Consider the following 19469-nt stretch of genomic DNA (forward strand, 5'->3'; position numbering starts at 1 on the left):
GCGTCCAGCCCAGCCTCGAGTCGCGGTCTCAGTGCGCGGCCGGCGCTGCGCCGCCGAGCTTGACGTTGCGCAGGGTCAAGGCGAGCGGCACGGTCAGGAGCGCAAGGATCATAAGGACCCAGAAGACGTCCATGTAAGCCAGGAACGACGCCTGCAGCGCCACCTCCCGGCCGATCCAGGCGATGGCGCGTTGCTGCGCCTCGCTCGCTGGACCGCCCTGCGCCTGGAAAAACTTCGTCGCCTGTTGCAGCGCGTCCCGGTACTGCGCGCTCGCGGGGATCGCGTTCTCGGCCAGCCGGGCCTGATGAAATTGCTCACGATGCGCCACCACGTTCGAGGCGATCGAGACGCCGATCGAACCCCCCGTGTTGCGCGCCGCATTGATCAGGGCTGACGCCATGTCGATCCGGTCGGGCGGGACGCCATCGTAGGACGCGGCGATGATGGGGATGAAGATCAGCGGCAATCCGATGCCGAGATAGATTCTCGAGCGAGCGAAGAACCAGAAGTTCAAGTCTCCGTATACGTCTGTCAACTCGTACATCGAGGCCGCGATGACGAGGGCGCCGATCATGATCAGGTACTTGGGCTGCACCTTGTTCGAGATGGAGCCGATCAAGAACATCATGAACATCGTGACGATCCCGCCGGGCGAGAGCGCGAGCCCGGCCCAGGTGGCCGTGTAGCCGTAGTCGGTCTGCAACAGCAGCGGCAGGAACTGGGTGGTCGCATAGAGGATCGCGCCGGTCGCGCCCATCACGAGGAACGCGGCGCCGAACTGACGCGAGGCCACCATGCGCACGTCGATCATGGGGTCTTTCCTGCGCGTCTCCCATGGGATCAAGAGCGCCAAAGCGGCCGCCGTGACCACTGTCATGGAACGGATGAAGGACGAGCCGAACCAGTCGTCCTCGAGGCCCCGGTCGAGCACGACCTCGAGCGCTCCGAGGAACGTGGCGATCAGCAGGAAGCCGATGGCGTCGAAGCGAGCGGCCGACCGCGCTTCCGCGGCGTCCGCCGGCAAAACGGCGGCGATCGCCGCCATCGTGGCGAGGCCGACGGGAAAGTTGATCAGGAAGCACCAGCGCCACGAGACGTTGTCGGCCAGCCAACCGCCGAGCGTCGGCCCGACCACCGGCCCCACCACCACCGCAATTCCGAAGAGCGCGAACGCCTGGCCGCGCTTGGCGGGCGGGAAAGCGTCGGCGAGAATCGACTGCGAGACCGGCACCATGCCGCCTCCCGCCAGGCCCTGCATGATCCGGAACAGGAGCAGGGCGTCGAGATTCCAGGCTTGTGCGCAAAGCAGGGAACTCAGCGTGAACAGTCCGAGGCAGGCGATGAAGAAGGTCTTGCGCCCGAGCCGCCGGGCCAGGAACGGGCTCGCCGTCAGGCTCACGGCGTTGGCGACCAGATAGGTCGTCACGACCCAGGACGCCTCGTCCGTGCTGACCCCCATGCCGCCGGCGATATAGGGCAGGACCACGTTGGCGACGGTGGTGTCGAGCACCTCCATGAAGGCGGCGAGCGCGACCAGGAAGGCGATCAACCACGGGCTGGCCTGCGCAGGGTTCGCCGAGGCGGCCGGGCGGGTTTCCGCCGCCGCGCTCACCCCCCGCCTCCGATCCAGCCGGGAAGGCGGGCCCTGAGCTTTTCCCACAGGGACGGCGCGGCGTTGGTCCGCACGGTCGGCGTGACCGACATGCCGGGGCCGAGCGTCATGTCGGCTGGCGGATTGTCCATGACGATCTTGACCGGCACGCGTTGGACGATCTTGACGTAATTGCCCGTCGCGTTCTCGGCGGGCAGCAGCGAGAACGCGACGCCCGACCCCGGCTGGACGCTCGCGACATGGCCGCGGACAGTCCGCTCCGGATAGGCGTCGATGTGCATCGTGACGGGCTGCCCCGGCCGCATGGCGTCGAGCTGCGTCTCCTTGAAGTTCGCGGTGACCCAGATGTCGTCGGGGACGAACATCGTGAGGGCCGTTCCGGTGGTCGCGTATTCGCCGACCGACGCGGAGAGGTTGGCGATCTTTCCCGCCTGGGCCGCCGTGACGATCGTGTAGGAGAGATTGAGCGCGGCCTGGTCTCGCTGGGCTTCCGCCTCCGAGAGGTTGGCCTCGGCGCTCTTGCGCTGCGCCCTGAGCGCGCCGACCTGCCGTTGGGCCGCGGCGAGCGACGCCTTGGCCGTCAAGACGGCAGCCTGCTGCTGGCGAAGCCCCGAGCTGTACTGCTGGGCGTTCTGCACCGTGCCCGAGCCGGTCCGAACCAGATCCTGGTAGCGGGCGGCCTGCTCCTGCGCGAACACCAGCGCCGCCTGGGCCGACTCGACCTGCGCATTGGCCTCGCCGACCTGCGCCTCCTGCACCGCGATCTGCGCGTCGATATTGCTGATATTGTCGTTGGCCGCGGCGACCTGCGCGTCCGCCAGCTCCAGCGCGACCCGATAATTGCGCTCGTCGATGCGCGCGATGACGCCGCCCCGGTCGACGTGCTGGTTGTCGGTTACCGCTACGGCCGTGACGTAGCCCGCGACTTGCGGCGCGACCGCGAACTGCCGCGCGGCGATGAAGGCGTCGTCGGTCGATTCGAAGTGGGACGTGTGGTCCCAATAGAGGTACCCGGCGGGCGCGCCGACGATCAGGACGAGCGCTCCCGCCGTCAGCATCAGGCGCCGGCGAGACCGAGGCTTGCCGGACGAGGCGTCCCCGTCTCCGTTCCGCTTCTCTCCCTCCCTCCGAGGGCGCTCGCCCTCGCCCGCCGGACGCGCTCCGTCCCGTCGCGGCGCATTCTCGGCGGGCCTCTCCGGGGGGACGGCCGTCCGCTCGCCGGCAGGCTGCGGTATCCGGGGCGGCGCGTCGGACGAACCGCCGCTCTGCCGCGCCCGGCCGGGCCCCTCCGTCACCGCCGAGTCCGAATCCGTTCGCCTGTCGTCCAGCACGCCGCTAGCCCCGATTTCCGCTCTTGAGCCTGATCATCCGACCCTCCGCGCGCCGACCCGCGGACGCACTCGAAAAAGGTTGTCGGCTGCGCGTTCCGGGGACTTCGCAGTGCAAGACGAAGAGCCGTTTGCCCGGCCAGCCTCCCGAGTCCCGAAATCGTCACGGCGAGTGAACTTGCCAACGGCGATCCGGTTCCAGCCCGACATTCCGATTTCGCGACCGAACGAAATTTTCGGGTCGGCATTTGTCTGTCCGCGTCGCATGATGCGCGCCGATTCGGGGTCGCAGCGGAGCCGCCTCACGCCTGCGAGCGGCGTGACGCACGCCGGAATCGACGCCGCTGGCGTTTTTCCTGGATTGTTTCCCCGCCGTGCCTGCCGAGACCTGCATGTCCGCTTCCCGTCCCGCGAGCGCAGGCGTGGTCCTCTACCTGACCGGCGTGTTCCTGTTCGCGCTCAACGACGCGCTCGGCAAATGGCTGGTCACGGACTACGGCGTCGGGCAACTGATGTTCGTCCGCTCGATCGGCGCGGCTTTCGTGCTCGCGCCGATGGCGTTGGCGCTGAAGCCCGCGCTCGTGGCCGTCGAAAACCCGACGCTGCAGAGCCTGCGCGTGCTGGCGATGGCCGCCGACACCTTCGCCTTCTACTGGGCGACGCGATCCATGCCGCTCGCCGACGTGATGACCTTCTACATGGCGGCGCCCCTGATCATGACGGCGCTGTCGGCGCCGCTGCTCGGCGAGCGGGTCGAGCGGTTCCGCTGGATTGCGGTCATGATCGGTTTCGTCGGCGTCGTAATCGCGCTGAGGCCCACTGCGCAGCTGTTCTCGTGGGCGTCGCCGATCGCGCTCATGGGCGCGACCACCTACGCGCTCTGCCAGACCCTGACCCGAAAGCTGCGCCGCGCCCACTGGCTGCAGTTGACGATCTGGCAGTTCGCCGGCGGCGGCCTGATCGGGGCGGCGACGCTGCCCTTCGCCTGGACGACCCCGACGCCGTTCGACCTCGTCCTGATGGCGGCGGTCGGAATCGTGTCCATGCTGTGCTTCATCCTGATCGCCCGCGCGCTCGCCCTCACCCGCGCCGCGGCGCTCGCGCCGCTGCAATATTCCGCGATCCTGTGGGCGGCGCTGATGGGCTGGATCGTCTGGCGCGACGTCCCGACCTGGCCGATCGTCGTCGGCAACGCGGTCATCATCGCCGGCGGCCTCTATCTGGCGATCGCCGCGAACGGGGTGAACGCCCGGGCGGCGCCGCCGGACTGACGGGGCGGCGACGGGAGTGGCGCAAGCCGCCGCGATCGCATGAGCAGGCGATCGAACAAGGGTTTCGCGGGCGCGGCGCCGACGGCGCTCCGGTGGAAATCGCGCCGCGTTCCGGTAAGGATGGCGCCGTCCTTCCGCGAGCGCATCATGGCCGATCTCGAACCGATTCCCTATCCGGACGCAAAGCTCCGCTCGATCCTCGAGCGGGTGAAGACGATCGCCATGGTCGGCGCCTCGCCGAACTGGAACCGGCCGAGCTACTTCGTGATGAAGTATCTCCAGGGCAAGGGTTATCGCGTCATCCCCGTCAATCCGGCGATCGCCGGCGAAAGGCTGCTCGGCGAGACCGTCTACCGGTCGCTACGCGACATCCCGGACGCAATCGACATGGTCGACATGTTCCGCGCCGCGCCGGAGGCGCCGGGCGTGGCCGCGGAGGCGATCGCGATCGGCGCCAAGGTCCTCTGGATGCAGCTCGGCGTGCGCAACGACGAGGCGGCGACAGTCGCCGAGGCGGCGGGGATCGAGGTGATCATGAACCGCTGCCCGAAAATCGAGTTCGGGCGGCTCGGCGGCGAATTGTCGTGGAGCGGCGTCAACAGCGGCATCATCCGCAACCGCGCGCCCGCGCCGCCGCTGCCGCGGCGGATCAAGACCCGCGCCGCGCCGGCGGCCAACCTCGCCTACGGCTTCGAGACCCGCGCCATCCACGCCGGCGCCGCCCCGGACCCGACCACCGGGGCGCGGGCGACGCCGATCTACCAGACGACGGCCTATGTGTTCGACGACGTCGACCACGCCGCCTCGCTGTTCAACCTGCACGATTTCGGCTACATCTACGCGCGCCTGACCAACCCGACGGTGGCGGTGCTCGAGGAGCGGATCGCGAGCCTCGAGGGCGGGCGGGCGGCGGTCGCGGCCGCCTCCGGCCACGCGGCGCAGTTTTTGACCTTCTTTACCCTGATGGGGCCGGGCGACGAATTCCTGGCCTCGCGCGCCCTCTACGGCGGCTCGCTCACCCAGTTCGGCGTCTCGTTCGCGAAACTCGGCTGGACCTGCCATTTCGTCGACCCGGCCGACCCCGAGAATTTCGCCCGGGCGCTGACGCCCAAGTGCAAGGCGATCTTCATCGAGAGCCTCGCCAATCCGGGCGGCGTGGTGGTCGACATCGAACGGGTCGCGCGCATCGCGCATGCCGCCGGCCTGCCGCTGATCGTCGACAACACGCTCGCGACTCCGTACCTCTGCCGGCCGATCGAGCACGGCGCCGACATCGTCGTGCATTCGACGACCAAGTTTCTCTCCGGCCACGGCAACGCGCTCGGCGGCGTGGTGGTCGAGTCCGGCAAATTCGACTGGGCGCAGGACGGCCGCTTCCCGTCGCTGACCGATCCGGAGCCCGCCTACCACGGCCTCAAGTTCTTCGAGAATTTCGGCGACTTCGCCTTCACCATGAAGGCGCGGGCGGTGGGCCTGCGCGACTTCGGCCCGGCGCTCGCGCCGATGAACGCCTTCCTGACCATCACCGGCGTCGAGACCCTGCACGTGCGGATGGAGCGGCACGTCGCCAACGCCCGAAGGGTCGCGGCGTTTCTCGCCGCGCATCCGAAGGTCGCCTGGGTCAGCTACGCCGGACTGCCGGCGAGCCCGTATTTCGAGCTGGCCCAGAAATACCTGCCCAAGGGAGCGGGCGCGGTGTTCACCTTCGGCGTCGAGGGCGGCTACGAAGCGGGAATCAAGGTGGTCGAGAGCGTCCGGCTGTTCTCGCACCTCGCCAACATCGGCGACACCCGCAGCTTGATCCTGCACCCGGCCTCGACCACCCACCGCCAGCTCACCGAGGCGCAACGCAAGGCCGCCGGCGCCGGCGACGACGTCATCCGCCTGTCGATCGGGCTGGAGACGGCCGACGATCTGATCCGCGACCTCGACCAGGCGCTCGGAACGTAGGGTTCGCGCACGGCCCGCCATTCGCGCCCGGTTCCGAACGTCTCCAATTGCTTCCGGCGCCCTTTCGTCGGCGCCGCCGTTGGCCGGCCCCGAAGGACATGGCGGCTCTCACCGGCTGTTGACGTCCACGCAGCCCCAGCGCGCGCAATCGTCCGGATTGCGGCTCAGCCCGTCGGTCTCGTGGATGTTGTAGGGGTAGGCCAGCCGGGGGTCGGGATCGCGGAACAAGATCGGCTTCTGGCCCGACGGCAGCGCCTCCCATTGCGTGACCGACATCACGGGCATGGATTTCTGTTCCGTCTGGCAGCCGGCGGCCGCGGCCGCCAGCCCGAACGCCAGCGCAAGGCGAATTCCGACGTCCCTGTTCATCCCGCGCCTGTCCGAAAAGAGGTTCGAGACGTCCTTTACGCCGCACACCAATCGGCGTCCCGATTTCGCGGACTAAAATTTCCCTTATCCAGCGCGGAAGCCTTGGCCGGTCGCTGTCGCGGCGCCGCTGTCGCACACAGTCAGCCGAAGCGCGCCAGCGCCGTCCCGACCACGATCAGCACGATCGCGGCCACGGTCGGGACGACCGGCGTTTTGGCCTCGGGCCGGACGGACCGGAGTTTCAGCGACACGTACAGCGCCGGGCCGAGCCCGGCGGCGGCCGTCGTCAGGATCGCCCAGGGCGCCCAAGCCGCGCCCTGCGCCAGCGCGAGCGTCAGCCAGCCGATCGCGACGCCGAGGGCGAGAAAACCGCCGGCGACCACCCGCAGCATGCCCAGAACGATCGCCTGCATGAGCGGATCGATCTCCGCCCACGTCTTGCCGACGACCGCAGCATGGTAGGGCATGAAGGCGGGGGTCGTCAGATACTTCATCCCCATCGCCACGCCGAGCAGCGCCGCCACCGCCAGCGCCATCAAACCCATCGCAGCCATGCGCCCCTCCGCCCCCGCCTGATCTTGCCGGCGCGCGGGCGCGAGCGCAAGGCGGCGCCCGCGCCGTCGCCGGTCGCTCGCCCGTCAATCCTCCTTGAGGCCGCCCTCCGGAACGCCCGGCTCGTTCCCGTAATATCTGTAGGGCAGAAACTTGCCGGAGAGCACGATCTTCACCCGGTCGCCCTTCGGGTGCGCCAGGCGGTCGAGCGTCATGTCGAAGTCGATCGCAGACATGATGCCGTCGCCGAACTCCTCCTCGATCAGCGCCTTCAGGGCTGGCCCGTTGATCATCACCATCTCGAAGAACCGGTAGAGCAGCGGGTCGGTCGGCGGCATCGCCGTTCCGCGCGTCGGGACCTCGCTCAGCATCAGCGTTTCGACGTCCGAGAGGCCGAACAGCTCGCCCGCCTTCGCGGCGAGCGCCTTCGGCAGCCGCATCTGGCCGAGCAGCGCCCCGACGACCAGGATCGGCGACATGCCGCCGATCTGCTGCGCCACCTCCTTCCAGCTCCAGCGCCGATCGCGCTTGATGTCCAGGATTTTTTCGACGAGTTGCTCGCGCGTCATGGGCGGTCCTGTCCGAATGGGTCACGCGGCCGAACGTTCGCCGCGCCGCCATTGAAGGGCGCGGCTGTCGACAAGGCAATGCGTGGACCGAAAGCAACGGACCATTCCCGCCGATTGAGGCGCGGCGCCGTCCCGGCGCGCGAAGCGGCCTCGTCGGCGAACACGACGTCGGTCCGGCGCTGCCGGCGATCGCCGCGAGACCATGGGACGCGAGCGGGTTGGGCCGCCGCCGCGAGATGCGGCCCGCCAACCGCCGTCCTCGAATCCGCCAGCCCGGTGAAGGCGGTCGCGGAAAAAAGCCGATGAAGACTTGATTCGGCAAGGGGCCGGTTCCGTGTCCGGCGGGCGCCGCCCCGCCTCCGCCGGGCGCCGCCATCGCCGTCGCAAGACGGGCGTCTTTCGACGCGCTGCGGGATTGGGGCTCCGGCGCCGCAGAGGGGGAAGGGCCCGTCGTCCTCGGGAATCGTCTATCGCGACAGTTCGCCGGCAAGGGCGTCGAGAAAGTCGAGACAGGCCGCGAGTTGCGTCTCCTCGACATATTCGTCCGGCTTGTGCGCCTGATCGATCGAGCCCGGCCCGCACACCACCGTGGGGATGCCCGCGGCCTGAAAGTGGCCGGACTCGGTGGCGAAGGACACGGCGATCGTCCGGTTGGACCGGGTCAGCCTCAGCGCCATCGTTTCGGCGGGCGAACCGGGCCTCGCGGCGAGCGCCGGGGCGATCGCCTCGATCTCTGTCGCGATCGTCGGGCCGCTCACGAAGCGGGTGAGGCGCGGCAGGGCGACCGCATCGACGAAGGCCTGAACCTCGGCCACCGGCCGGTCGGGCGAAATCCCGGGCAGGCCGCGGAACTCCCAGTCGAAGGCGCATTCGCGCGCGAGAATGTTGCGCGCCGTCCCGCCGTGGATCATCCCGACGTGGAGCGTCGAATACGGAGGCGCGAAACGGCTGTCGAGCGGACCCTTCTCGTATTCGCGCGCGAGGCGCCCGATCTCGCTGACGACGTCGGCGGCGGCGGCGACCGCGTTGGCGCCGAGCGCGGGCAGGGCGGAGTGCGCTTCGCAGCCTTTGACGACGGTTCGGATCGTCGCCACGCTCTTGTGGGCGTCGGCGACCTCCATCATGGTCGGCTCGCCCACCACGACCGCAGCGGGCTGCGGCTCGTCCCTGCCGAACCAGGCGATGACGTCGGTCGAGCCGAGGCAGGTCGTCTCCTCGTCGTAGCTCAGCACGATGTGGATCGGCCGCTTCAGCCCCGCCGCCTGGAAGGTCGGAACCATCGCCAGCACGCAGGCCGCGAACCCCTTCATGTCGCAGGCGCCGCGGCCGTAGAGCCGGCCCTCGGCCTCCCGCATGACGAACGGCGGACTGGTCCACGCCTGCCCCTCGACCGGCACGACGTCGGTGTGGCCGCTGAGCGCGACCCCGCCGTCGACCCGCGGCCCGACGGTGGCGAGCAGCGCGCTCTTGTCTCCGAACCGGTTCGGCGCGTGGCGGGAGGCCACGCCGAGCGCCGCCAGATAGCTCTCGACGAAGGCGATCAGCGGCAGGTTCGACCGGTCGCTGACGCTCTCGAACGCGATCAGGCGCGCGAGCAGCGCCTTGGCCTCGGCGAGACGGTCTTCGCTCATGGTCTTCCCCGTCCGGTCGCAGTGAACACGCGTCGAGAAAAACCGCGCGCGCCAGTAGACGCGCCGGTTCGCGCCGCTAGAATAGCCTTCTCATGTACATGTCGGTCACACATCAGGTCAAAGTCACCGTTGAGCCGACCTTCGAGCCGGATCGCTCCGATCCGGCCGAGGGCCGCTATTTCTGGCGCTACGACATCGAGATCGCCAACCTCGGCGACAGCCCTGTGACGATTCTCGAGCGGCATTGGCAGATCACCGACGGCGAGGGGCGCCAGCAGGAGGTTCGCGGTCCCGGCGTCGTCGGCGAGCAGCCCACGATCCAGCCCGGCGAATCGTTCCGCTACGCCTCGGGCTGCCCGCTGCCGACCTCGAGCGGCATGATGGTCGGGGAATACGGCATGCTCGGCGCGAACGGCGAGCGATTCCAGGTCGCCATTCCCGCCTTCTCGCTCGATTCGCCTCACGTCAGGCGGACGCTGAACTAGCGGCCCCGGCAGCTTCGTCGACCGGGGCGAAAGTCCGGGCGTCGGCGGTCACGCTCGGCTCGAGCGGGGCCGCGCGGCGAGCGCGCCTGCGACGATGTCCAGCGATCCGCTCCGGCTCCTCCGGAGACTTCGCGCGCGGACAATCCCGGGTCGTCGCCGCGCATCGGGATCGGCGGCTCTTTACCCGCGCGGCGAGACGGTCTAGGCGGCGGGCGCCGGGCTCAGTCCGGCAAAGGAGCGCCGCATGAACCAAGCCGTCTTTTTCCGGGGCGTCCGGGACGTCCGCGTCGGGCCGTACAATCTGCGCGAGGGCCGGCCGGGCGAGACCCTGATCGAGGTCGCGGCGGTCGGGATCTGCGGCAGCGACCTGCATTATTACAAGGACGGCGGCATCGGCGCCGCCCAGGTCGGCGACGCCTTCGTGCCCGGGCACGAATTCGGCGGCTATCTCGCCGAGGACGTCCCCGAGCGCGGCCTTCGCCGCGGCGCGCTGGTCGCCGTCGACCCCAACGGCTCCTGCGGAACGTGCGAATGGTGCCGCGAGGGCTTCGGCAATCTCTGCCCGACCGTCGAGTTCATCGGCGCGCCGCCGTTCGACGGCGCGATGGCGTCGAAGATCTGGGTTCCGGCGAAGCAGATCGTTCCCCTGCCGGAGACGTTCACGCCGCTCGACGCGGTCATGCTCGAGCCGCTGGGCGTCGCGATCCACGCCGTCGACCTCGCCCGGCCCCGTCTGCTCGAGCCGGTCGCCCTGCTCGGCGCCGGCCCGATCGGGCTCCTGATCCTGCAACTCCTGAAGGTCGCGGGCGCAGGCGCGGTCGACGTGGTCGAACCGCTCGCGCATCGGCGCGACGCCGCGCTGGCTTTGGGCGCGCGCGCCGCGTTCGCCTCCGTCGCCGACCTCGCCACGGGCGGGGGCGTCAACGGCCGGCCGCTCGTGGTCGAGGCCACCAACAGCCCGCACGGATTCCGCGACGCCGTGCTGGCGGCGAAGATCGGCGGCCGGGTCGTGCTGACTGGCATCCCGGACGGCGACTCCTACACGCTGCCGGCGGCCGACCCGCGCCGGCGCGGGCTCGGGATCAAGTTCGTCCGTCGCATGGGCGACGATTATCCGCGCGCGATCGAGCTCGTCGCCTCGGGGCGGGTCGACGTGCGCGCCGTGGTCACCCACCAGGCGCCGCTGGCCGCCGCCCCCGACCTGTTCGCGGCGCTGGCGGACAACCGTCCGGGCTATCTGAAGGCGCTGCTCCTGCCGAACGGGTAGGCGAGGCGCCGACCCCTCTCGGATCCCCCCCGTCAGAACGCGCTCTTGACCACGCCGCCGTCGACTCTCAGCGCCGCGCCAGTGGTGGCGGAAGCCAGCGGGCTCGCGACATAGGTCACGAGCGCCGCCACCTCTTCGGGCGTGGCGAAGCGCTTGATCAGCGACGTCGGGCGCACGGTTGCGAAGAACTCGGTCTGGAACTCCTCGAAGCTCTTGCCCGAGTCCTTCGACAGAGCCGCGACGAAATCGACCACGCCGCGCGAGCGGGTCGGGCCCGGCAGCACGCTGTTGACGGTGATTCCCGTCCCGGCGACCGCTTCGGCAAGTCCGCGCGCGAGTGAAATCTGCGCGGACTTGGTGACGCCGTAGTGGATCATTTCGGCCGGGATCTGGAGCCCGCTCTCGCTCGAGATGAAGATGATGCGGCCCCAGTTGGCGCGTCGCATCGCCGGCAGATAGACCCGGGCGAGCCGCGCGCCGCTGAGCACGTTGACCTCGAAGAAGCGCAGCCAGTCGGCGTCGGGAATATCCTCGAACGGCTTCGGCTCGAAGATGCCGAGGTTGTTGACGAGCACATCCACCTCGGGATGGGCGGCGACCAGCGCCTCCGCCGCCTCCGCCTGGCCGAGATCGCCGGCGAAGCCGACGACGTCGCCCGCCGTTTCGGCCCTCAGTTTGGCGACCGCCTTGGCGACGCCGTCCTGCGTGCGGCCGTTGACGATGACGCGCGCGCCCTCCCGGGCGAGCCCGGCCGCGATGGCGTAGCCGATGCCGGCGGTGCTGCCGGTGACGAGCGCGCGCTTTCCGTCCAGTTGCAGGTCCATGACATGCCTTTCCCGTTGCGGGCGCCGCCGTTTTCGCGCCCCTCGACGACGCTTGAAGCGCCGTTGTCGGCCAAACTCAAGAGCGGCGCGGCCGGTTCAGCCGAGTTCGAACGTCGTGACGCCGAAGCAGCGGTCGAGCTTAATTGGCGGCGGTTCACCGGTGTACATGCGCGCGGTCTCGAACACGGGCGTCATGCCGTGGCGTTTCGCCAGCGCCACGGCGTCCGGGTTGACTTCAGGCGTGTCGAGAAACAGCGGCGCGCCGGCGGCGCGCGCGGCGAGGCCGCGAAACAGGCGCTCGGCGACGTCCGGCCTGTCGGCGATGAGCGGGCCGATCTTGAAGCCGCGCCGGCAGGCGCGCAGGACGCCGTAGCCGCGCAAGGCGCCCGCCTCCACTGCGGCGAGCGCCGCGCCCTGCGGCGGGCGGATCCAGCGCTCGAGGAAGCGCCGGCGCTCGGCCGGGAAGATCGTCCGGTCGCAGGCCTCGACGGCGTCGAACGGGACCGACGCGAGGTCGGCGAGCCCTTCCGGCGGCCGTCCCCCGCCGACGCCTTCATGACGGATGTTGCGCCAGGCGAGCCGGAAGCCGGACTCTATGTAGTTGTCCTGCTGCGCCAGGACCCCGTCGAGACCGACGACGCGGCCGGCGAGACGATCCATCGCCGCGCGCCACAGCGCGAGGCCGTATCCCCGCCCGCGGAAGGGGGGCTTCACGATGTAGAAGCCGAGGAAGCCGAAATCGCCGTAGCGCACCGCGGAGACGCAGCCAACCGGCTCGCCGCCGATTTCGCCCACGAGAAAGCCGCCCGGGTCGGCGGCGTAGAAGCTCGCGGCGTCGGCGAGGCCCGGATTCCACCCCTCCTCGGCCGCCCAGTCGAGGGCGAGGCCGAGCTCGTCCTGCGCCATGACGCGGATCGAGAGGTCGGATGCGGTCATTGTCGGATCTCTCCCGGGTTGCGCCGTCAGGCGAGCCGCGCGACCGCGATCTCGCCGTCGGCGACATAGTGGTTGACCTTGCCGAGCGCCAGTCTCTCGCCCTCGCGACGCCAGACCGGCTCGCCGATGACGTTGGCCGCCTTCAGGTCGGCAAGGAGGGTATCGCGCTCCGCGTTGGTGTCGTCGTCAGTGGCGTGGGTGAACTGGAAGGTGAATTTGGTGAACGACAGGCCGGTGTCGCGCGTGCCGGCGCCGACCCAGAGCGCCGGCTGATCGAGCGGCGGGCGGTCGGCGTTCATCCAGAATTGCGGCGTGTCCGCTTCCGACGCCCGGTCGAGGCTCAGCGCCCAGAAGCGGACGTGATGGCGCTTGCGCGGGCTGCCGTCGATCGCCTTCTCGAAGCCGACGTCCTGCTTGCGGCCGAACAGATAGAGCGAGCTGAACGGCGCGGACGGATAGGGGCGATCGAAGACGAACGAGACGGCCATGCCCCAGGAACTCTTCAGGCTCAGCGGATCGGCCTCGACCCAGCCGGCGCGGGCGAAGGCCTGGCGAAGCTCGGCCAACGTGCCGATCAGCGCGAGATTGACCGGGTCGCCGGGGAAGCCGTCGCCGGTGAGGGTGAAGCTCGGCACGGCGCCGCGCTTCAGGAGCTTGAGGCTCATGAGCACGATCCAGGGCAGGATGAGGTAGGCGGCGACCGCCCAGGTCGCGGCGAGCGCCACGAGGGTCGGCAGCCGGTGGTCGGTCAGCCGGAAGACATAGGCGATCAGCCAGACGGCGAGAACGCCGAGCAGCGCGACGGCGAGCCTGCGCAGCGCGAGAACGACCAGCCTCAAATCCCTGCCCCTTTCCCTTGGCCAACCCCTCGCCGACCGGCGTCGGGGCGCCGGCCCTTGACGACGGCGCCAGTATGGGGTGAACGATCTTCGATGTCTCCCTGGCTGCACATTCGACCCGCGACGGTCGCCGACCGCCCGAACCTTCGGCGCGCCGTCGTCGAACTCCAGGACCATGAGAGCCGCCTGCATGATTCGCGCCTACCCGGGGAGCAGGTCGCCGACGCCTATCTCGCCCGGATCGAGACCCGGGCGGCGCGCGACGGGGTCATGCTGGTGGCCGAATCGGCGGGGGCGTTCGTCGGCTTCGTCGCCGGCTGGATCGAGCAGTCGGATGCGATCATCGAGACGCCGGACTCGGACCGCTTCGCCTTCGTCTCCGACATTTTCGTCGCGCCGGCGTTTCGCGGCCGTCGGGTCGCCGCCGAGCTCCTCGCCGCCATCGAGCGCCGGTTGGCGCGACCCGGGATTACACGCCTGCGGCTTTGCGCGCTCGCCGCCAACGACGCCGCCACGCGCGCCTATCTGGGCGACGGCTTTTCGCCCTACGAAGTCGTCTACGAGCGGCCCGTCGCGCGCCGGACGGAAACCTCCGACGACCGCCCCGAGCCGGCGCCATAAGGCGCCATGATCGGCGGGCGCGCGCCCGCATGCCGGAGGGATGCCGATCGTGAGCGTGCGCCGTCTGATTCTCGCGCTCGCGGCCCTCGCGGCGCTGTTCGCGCCGGCCCCGGGCGCAGCGGTCCGCGCCGCCGACGCCGCTCCGCCGCCCGACGCCGTCGGCAGCGCGACCTGCGCCTCCTGTCATCCCGACCAGGCGAAGCTGTGGGCCGGTTCGCATCACAAGGCGGCGATGGACCACGCGACCGAGGCGTCCGTCCTCGGGGATTTTTCCAATGCGACCTTCGAACAATTCGGCGTGACCTCGCGCTTCTTCCGGCGCGACGGCAAGTTCATGGTCGAGACCGACGGGCCGGACGGCAAACTGGCCGAATTCGAGATCGCCTACACTTTCGGCGTCTATCCGCTGCAGCAATATCTGATCGCGTTCCCCGACGGGCGGTTGCAGGCGCTCGGGATCGCCTGGGACAGCCGGCCGAAGGACAAGGGCGGGCAGCGCTGGTTCAGCCTCTATCCGCACGAGCCGATCCCGCACGACGACCCGCTGCACTGGACGAAGCTCAACCAGAACTGGAACTTCATGTGCGCCGAGTGCCATTCGACCGGCGTGCGCAAGAATTACGACGCCCGGGCCGACAGGTTCGCCACCACCTGGGCCGAGATCAGCGTCGGCTGCGAGAGCTGCCACGGCAAGGGTTCGGCTCACGTCGCGTGGGCGAAGACGCACGCAGGCTCGAGCGCCCCAGCCGGCGACGACGACTCGAAGGGGCTCGTGGTGCGCTTCGACGAGCGGGCGAACAGGCCGTGGGCGATCGATCCCGCGTCCGGCAACGCGCGCCCGGGCGCCGACCCGGCCCCCTTGCGCAAGGAAGTCGAGACCTGCGGCCTGTGCCATGCCCGCCGCGGGCAGATCAACGAGGACTGGGTTCCCGGCCGCTGGCTCAGCGACACCCACGTCGTCCCGCCGCTCTCCCGCGGTCTTTATTTCGCCGACGGGCAGATGGAGGACGAAGTCTACAATTACGGCGCGTTCAAACAGAGCAAGATGTTTTCCAGGGGCGTCACCTGCAGCGACTGCCACGACCCGCACAGCGCCGGGCTGAGGCTTCCCGGCGACGGCGTGTGCCTGCAATGCCATGCGCCGACCACCTATGCAGCGGCGGCGCACGGGCGCCACGAGGGGGTCGATCCCCCGGTCGGCTGCGTCCAGTGTCACATGCCGACGCGCACCTACATGGTCGTCCACACGCGCCATGATCACAGCTTCCGCATTCCCCGACCGGACCTGTCGGCGCAGACAGGCGCGCCGAACGCCTGTAACGCCTGCCACGCCGACAAATCCCCGCAATGGGCGGCGGACGCCGTTCGAGACTGGCATGGGCCGGACCGGAACGGTTTTCAGCATTATGCGCCGGCCTTCCACGCCGCCTGGTCCGGTTCGGCCGACGCGGAGGCGCTGCTCGCGCACGTCGCCGCCGACCGCCAGACGCCCGGATTCGCCCGCGCCGGCGCGCTCGCCGAGCTTCAGCCGTTCCTCTCGGGCAAGACCGTCGACATCGCGAAGGCGGGCCTGACCGACCCCGATCCGATGGTGCGGATCGGCGCGCTCGACATGCTCGCCGCCGCGCCGGCCGAGGCGCTCTGGCCGATCGTCGCGCCGTTGCTCGCCGACCCGGTGCGCGGCGTGCACATCCGCGCCGTCGATCTCCTCGCCGCCATGCCGGCGGCCGCCCGGCCGGAAGCCGATCGCGCCGCGTTCGATCGCGCCGCCGCCGAGTTCGTCGCGGCGCAAAGGCTCAACGCCGACCGTCCCGAAGCGCGGCTGACGCTCGGCGGCTTTTACGCCCGCGAAGGGCTACTCGCGGACGCGGAGGCGGAATACCGGGCGGCGCTGAAGCTGTCGCCGCTTTTCGCCCCCGCGGCGGTCAACCTCGCCGACCTCTATCGGGAAACCGGCCGCGATGCGGAGGGCGAGGCGGTTCTGCGCGCGGCTATCGCCTTCACGCCGGGGGACGCCGGTCTGCACCACGCGCTGGGGCTGGCGCTGGTCCGGATGAGGCGCAACGCCGACGCCCTCGTCGAGTTCCAGCAGGCGACGGCGTTGGCGCCGGACGACCCGCACAACGCCTATGTCTACGCGGTCGCGCTGAACTCGGCCGGCCGCGCGGGCGACGCCCTGAAGACGCTGGCCGCGGCGCTCAGCCGCCGCCCGGACGACAGCGGCCTCCTGACCCTCATGGTCGAGATCGAGCAGCAGGAGGGCGACCTCGCCGGCGCGCTTCGTGACGCCGAGCGGCTGCTGGCGCTCCAGCCGGACGATCCGGACCTGAAGCTTTATGTCGAGGCGCTGCGGGGGCGGACGAAGGCGAGGTGATTTTCACCACCAAGGACACGAAGTCTTTGTGCGCCTTCGTGTCCTTGGCGGTGAATTTCGAGGCCCTGCCTCACCCGCCCCCGAGCACGCCCTTCATCGCGCCGTCGGTCTCCTGCGCGTAGCGGCGCGCCGCGAAGGCCTCGCCGAGGGTTCCCAGAACATGGTCCGTGTCGCGCTCGGTGACGGCGAGGGTGTCGGCATGGACGGCGCCGAACAGGTCGAGCGCCATCCGGATGTCGTCGTCGGGATGCAGCGTCGTCGCCGGAAGATGGACGAGAAGGCCCACGGCTCCGCCGTCGTCGTCGTCCGCCAGCGTCGCGGCGTGCGCTTCGGCGACATGGACGAGGCCGCAGTAGCGACCATCCTCGTCGACCGCCACCACGACGTTGGCGCTGCCGAGCGGATAGGCCTCGCGGAAGGCGCGCACGCTCCCGGCGGCGAGGAAGATCGCCGGCGACGGGATCATCATCTTGGCCACGGTCAGGTCGCGCAGCCACCCCACGTCCTGCCCGCCGCGGATCGTCTCGCCGCGCAGGTGCAGGCGCCAGGTGGTGAACGAATAGCCGAACGTCGTGCGGACCGCGAGCGAGGCGGCGATCGAGGCGGCGAGCACGCCGCCGGCGATGCCGAGATTGCCGGTGCTCTCGAGCACGAGGAAGGTCATGGTCAGCGGGCCGCCGACGATCGCGGTGCTGAGCGCGCCCATGCCGACGAGCACGCAGGCGACCATGTCCAGCCCGAGGCCGGGAAAGGCGAAAGCGATCGCGATCGCATAGAGCTTGCCGAGCAGCGAGCCGACGAACAGCGAGGCGAAGAACAGGCCGCCGCGAAAGCCGGAGGCGAGCGAGGCCATGCTGGCGAAAAGCTTCAGCGCGATGAGAATGACGAGTTCGCGCACGCCGAGCGGCCAGTAGAAGTCGAGCCCGAGCGCGCCGTGGCCGGCGCCCAGCACCTGCGGCGTGTAGAGCGCCATGCAGCCGAGGAGAAATCCGCCCGCGACCGGACGCAGGAGCCGCGAGGGAACGAAGAAGCGGAACGCCCGCTCGATCCAGGCGGCCGCCTGCATCGCCCCGACGCCGAGCGCGGCCGCCACCAGCCCGAGCCCGATCAGAGCAACGTAATGCTCGATTGCCAGCGTGGGCGCGTCCGGGACCGAGATCACGTAGGGCGCGCCGACGATCGCCTTGGTGGTCAGCGTGGCGGTGAGCGTGGCGGCGAACACCGGACCGGCGATGGCGAGCGAATAGACGCCGATGATCAGCTCGAAGGCGTAGAAGGCGCCCGTGATCGGCGCGCCGAAGGCCGCCGCGATGGCGCCGCCGGCGCCGCAGCCGACCAGCATGCGCAGATCCTGCCGGCGAAGGCGGCCGTTCAGCCCGATGCGCGAGGCGAGCCCGCCGCCGATCTGGGCGTATCCGGCCTCGAGGCCGACCGACGCCCCGCAGCCGTTCGACATCACCGTCTGCGCCGCCACCAGCAGGCTGTCGCTGAGCGACATGCGCCCGCCCCTGAGCGCGTTGGCCTCGACCGGATCGACCCCCGGCGACAGTTTTCGACGCGCCCGGAAAACGTCGATCGCGCCGAGGGCGAGGCCGGCGAGCATGGGCGCGGCGAAAGCGGCCACCAACGGAACGCGCTCGGCGGCGCTGAGGCGGACGTCGAAGGGAATGCCGTAGATCACGACATGGGCGAAATCGACGATCAGGGTCATGGCGCTGACCGCGACCCCCGAGAGCGCGCCGACAGCGATCGCCAGCACGACCAGCCCGAACTCGCCGCCGCGCAGCGACCCGCGTAGCCGCGCCAGGAGGAGGAGCGCCGGGCGCGCTATTCTCATCCGCGAGGCCCGTCCGGTCGATCGAGGTTCATCGGCATGGGCGGATTTATGCGTGGCGCGACGCGCGAAGCCAAGGCCGCGTCGTGCGCGAATTCAGCCGGCTGTGCGGGCCATCGCGAGATGCGAACGCGGAGCGCGGCCGAGGGCGCGCGCGATGAACAGGGAGGTCTCGATCAGCCTGTCCAGTGAGACGCCGGTTTCGACGCCCATCCCCTGCAGCATGTAGACGACGTCTTCGGTCGCAACATTGCCGGTGGCGCCCTTGGCGTAGGGGCAACCCCCGAGGCCGCCGATCGAGGAATCGACGACGGATACGCCCCGCTCGAGGCAGGCGAAGATGTTGGCGAGCGCCTGTCCATAGGTGTCGTGGAAATGAACCGCGACGTGCTGGAGCGGGATGCTGGCGGACACCGCATCGACCAAGCGGCGCGCGGCGAGCGGCGTGCCGACGCCGATGGTGTCGCCCAGCGAGATCTCGTAGCATCCCATTGCGGTCAGTTCGCCGGCGACGCGCACGACGTCCGCCACGGCGACGTCCCCCTGATAAGGGCAGCCGAGCACGCAGGAGACGTAGCCGCGCACGCGGATCCCGTTCGCCAGCGCCCGTTCCAGGACGGGCGCGAAACGGGCGAGGCTTTCCTCGACGCTGCAATTGATGTTCTTGCGCGAGAAGGCCTGCGAGGCCGCCGCGAACACGGCGATCTCGTCCGCGCCGGCGGCGAGCGCCGCGTCGAGGCCCTTCTCATTGGGCACGAGCACCGGATAGGCGACGCCCGGACGCCGCTTCAGCCGTCGGACGAGGTCGGCCGTGTCGGTCATCTGGGGAACCCATCGGGGCGACACGAAGCTGCCCGCCTCGATCGTCCGCAGGCCCGCCTCGCCGAGCCGGTCGATCAGCTCGAGCCGGATCCCGGTCGGGACCTGAGCCGCCTCGTTCTGCAGGCCGTCGCGCGGACCGACCTCGACGATCCGGACTCGGGATGGAAACGCCATGGCTCGGCTCT

At 70.0% G+C, this 19469-nt stretch carries 17 protein-coding genes and 1 pseudogene; 7 read left to right on the top strand and 11 right to left on the bottom strand.

Translation table 11 applies throughout. The features are described 5' to 3' along the window. Positions 1 to 28 precede the first annotated feature (28 nt). Both DFR50_RS00615 and DFR50_RS00620 read right to left on the bottom strand, forming a co-directional pair. Positions 29 to 1612 carry a DHA2 family efflux MFS transporter permease subunit gene (locus DFR50_RS00615; RefSeq protein WP_245427224.1) on the bottom strand — a complete coding sequence of 528 codons (1584 nt, stop codon included), beginning with the start codon at positions 1610 to 1612 and terminating at the stop codon, positions 29 to 31. Then, complete coding sequence (locus DFR50_RS00620) at positions 1609 to 2670, bottom strand: HlyD family secretion protein (RefSeq protein WP_210208771.1); 1062 nt, start codon at positions 2668 to 2670, stop codon at positions 1609 to 1611. The genes DFR50_RS00615 and DFR50_RS00620 overlap by 4 nt, the downstream gene beginning before the upstream one ends. Positions 2671 to 3332: 662 nt before the next feature. Here DFR50_RS00620 and DFR50_RS00625 point away from each other — a divergent pair. The 3 genes and pseudogenes from DFR50_RS00625 to DFR50_RS00630 all read left to right on the top strand — a co-directional run bounded on the left by DFR50_RS00625 (position 3333) and on the right by DFR50_RS00630 (position 6161). Next, positions 3333 to 4211 (top strand): DMT family transporter, encoded by an 879-nt coding sequence (locus tag DFR50_RS00625; RefSeq protein ID WP_113887248.1) that lies wholly within the window; start codon positions 3333 to 3335, stop codon positions 4209 to 4211. Positions 4212 to 4433: 222 nt separating this feature from the next. Further along, positions 4434 to 4757, top strand: a pseudogene (locus DFR50_RS32730) (CoA-binding protein); the annotation flags it as partial. 102 nt (positions 4758 to 4859) lie between these two features. Then, positions 4860 to 6161, top strand: coding sequence for an O-acetylhomoserine aminocarboxypropyltransferase (locus tag DFR50_RS00630; RefSeq protein WP_245427246.1), 1302 nt, complete (start codon positions 4860 to 4862; stop codon positions 6159 to 6161). Between the two features lie 108 nt (positions 6162 to 6269). On the opposite strand, the gene DFR50_RS00635 is transcribed toward DFR50_RS00630, so the two are convergent. From DFR50_RS00635 to argE, 4 genes are all read right to left on the bottom strand, one after another. Further along, positions 6270 to 6530, bottom strand: a complete 261-nt coding sequence (locus tag DFR50_RS00635) for a hypothetical protein (protein ID WP_147262620.1) — start codon at positions 6528 to 6530, stop codon at positions 6270 to 6272. Between the two features lie 140 nt (positions 6531 to 6670). Beyond that, entirely contained in the window at positions 6671 to 7084 is a 414-nt protein-coding gene (locus tag DFR50_RS00640; RefSeq protein WP_113887250.1) for a hypothetical protein, read from the bottom strand. 84 nt (positions 7085 to 7168) lie between these two features. Further along, positions 7169 to 7651 carry a cyanase gene (gene cynS, locus DFR50_RS00645; RefSeq protein ID WP_113887251.1) on the bottom strand — a complete coding sequence of 161 codons (483 nt, stop codon included), beginning with the start codon at positions 7649 to 7651 and terminating at the stop codon, positions 7169 to 7171. Positions 7652 to 8118: 467 nt separating this feature from the next. Then, positions 8119 to 9282 (bottom strand): acetylornithine deacetylase, encoded by a 1164-nt coding sequence (gene argE, locus DFR50_RS00650; RefSeq protein ID WP_113887252.1) that lies wholly within the window; start codon positions 9280 to 9282, stop codon positions 8119 to 8121. 92 nt (positions 9283 to 9374) lie between these two features. Here argE and apaG point away from each other — a divergent pair, with 92 nt between their 5' ends. Beyond that, complete coding sequence (apaG, locus tag DFR50_RS00655) at positions 9375 to 9767, top strand: Co2+/Mg2+ efflux protein ApaG (RefSeq protein ID WP_113887253.1); 393 nt, start codon at positions 9375 to 9377, stop codon at positions 9765 to 9767. Between the two features lie 244 nt (positions 9768 to 10011). Next, positions 10012 to 11034, top strand: coding sequence for a zinc-dependent alcohol dehydrogenase (locus tag DFR50_RS00660; RefSeq protein ID WP_113887254.1), 1023 nt, complete (start codon positions 10012 to 10014; stop codon positions 11032 to 11034). A gap of 32 nt (positions 11035 to 11066) precedes the next feature. Here DFR50_RS00660 and DFR50_RS00665 read toward each other — a convergent pair whose 3' ends face one another. From DFR50_RS00665 to DFR50_RS00675, 3 genes are all read right to left on the bottom strand, one after another. After that, entirely contained in the window at positions 11067 to 11858 is a 792-nt protein-coding gene (locus DFR50_RS00665) for an SDR family NAD(P)-dependent oxidoreductase (protein ID WP_113887255.1), read from the bottom strand. Positions 11859 to 11954: 96 nt separating this feature from the next. Next, a complete protein-coding gene (locus DFR50_RS00670) occupies positions 11955 to 12794 on the bottom strand; it encodes a GNAT family N-acetyltransferase (protein ID WP_113887256.1) in 840 nt (279 codons plus the stop codon). A gap of 26 nt (positions 12795 to 12820) precedes the next feature. Beyond that, on the bottom strand, positions 12821 to 13633 hold the full coding sequence (locus DFR50_RS00675) for an LssY C-terminal domain-containing protein (RefSeq protein ID WP_245427226.1): 813 nt from the start codon (positions 13631 to 13633) through the stop codon (positions 12821 to 12823). A gap of 93 nt (positions 13634 to 13726) precedes the next feature. Between DFR50_RS00675 and DFR50_RS00680 the strand changes: the two genes are divergently transcribed. Together DFR50_RS00680 and DFR50_RS00685 are read left to right on the top strand one after the other, a co-directional pair. Further along, positions 13727 to 14254 carry a GNAT family N-acetyltransferase gene (locus DFR50_RS00680; protein ID WP_113887464.1) on the top strand — a complete coding sequence of 176 codons (528 nt, stop codon included), beginning with the start codon at positions 13727 to 13729 and terminating at the stop codon, positions 14252 to 14254. Positions 14255 to 14303: 49 nt separating this feature from the next. Further along, positions 14304 to 16628, top strand: coding sequence for a tetratricopeptide repeat protein (locus tag DFR50_RS00685; protein WP_342634520.1), 2325 nt, complete (start codon positions 14304 to 14306; stop codon positions 16626 to 16628). A 70-nt stretch (positions 16629 to 16698) separates the two neighbouring features. Here the strand turns inward: DFR50_RS00685 and DFR50_RS00690 are convergent, their stop codons facing one another. Both DFR50_RS00690 and DFR50_RS00695 read right to left on the bottom strand, forming a co-directional pair. Beyond that, positions 16699 to 18465, bottom strand: coding sequence for a chloride channel protein (locus DFR50_RS00690; protein ID WP_113887258.1), 1767 nt, complete (start codon positions 18463 to 18465; stop codon positions 16699 to 16701). Positions 18466 to 18558: 93 nt separating this feature from the next. Continuing rightward, the gene (locus DFR50_RS00695) at positions 18559 to 19458 is read right to left on the bottom strand and encodes a hydroxymethylglutaryl-CoA lyase (RefSeq protein WP_113887259.1); all 900 of its coding nucleotides are present in this window, start codon (positions 19456 to 19458) and stop codon (positions 18559 to 18561) included. Positions 19459 to 19469: the final 11 nt, after the last annotated feature.

The organism is Roseiarcus fermentans, from assembly GCF_003315135.1.
GTDB classification, from domain to species: Bacteria; Pseudomonadota; Alphaproteobacteria; order Rhizobiales; family Beijerinckiaceae; genus Roseiarcus; species Roseiarcus fermentans.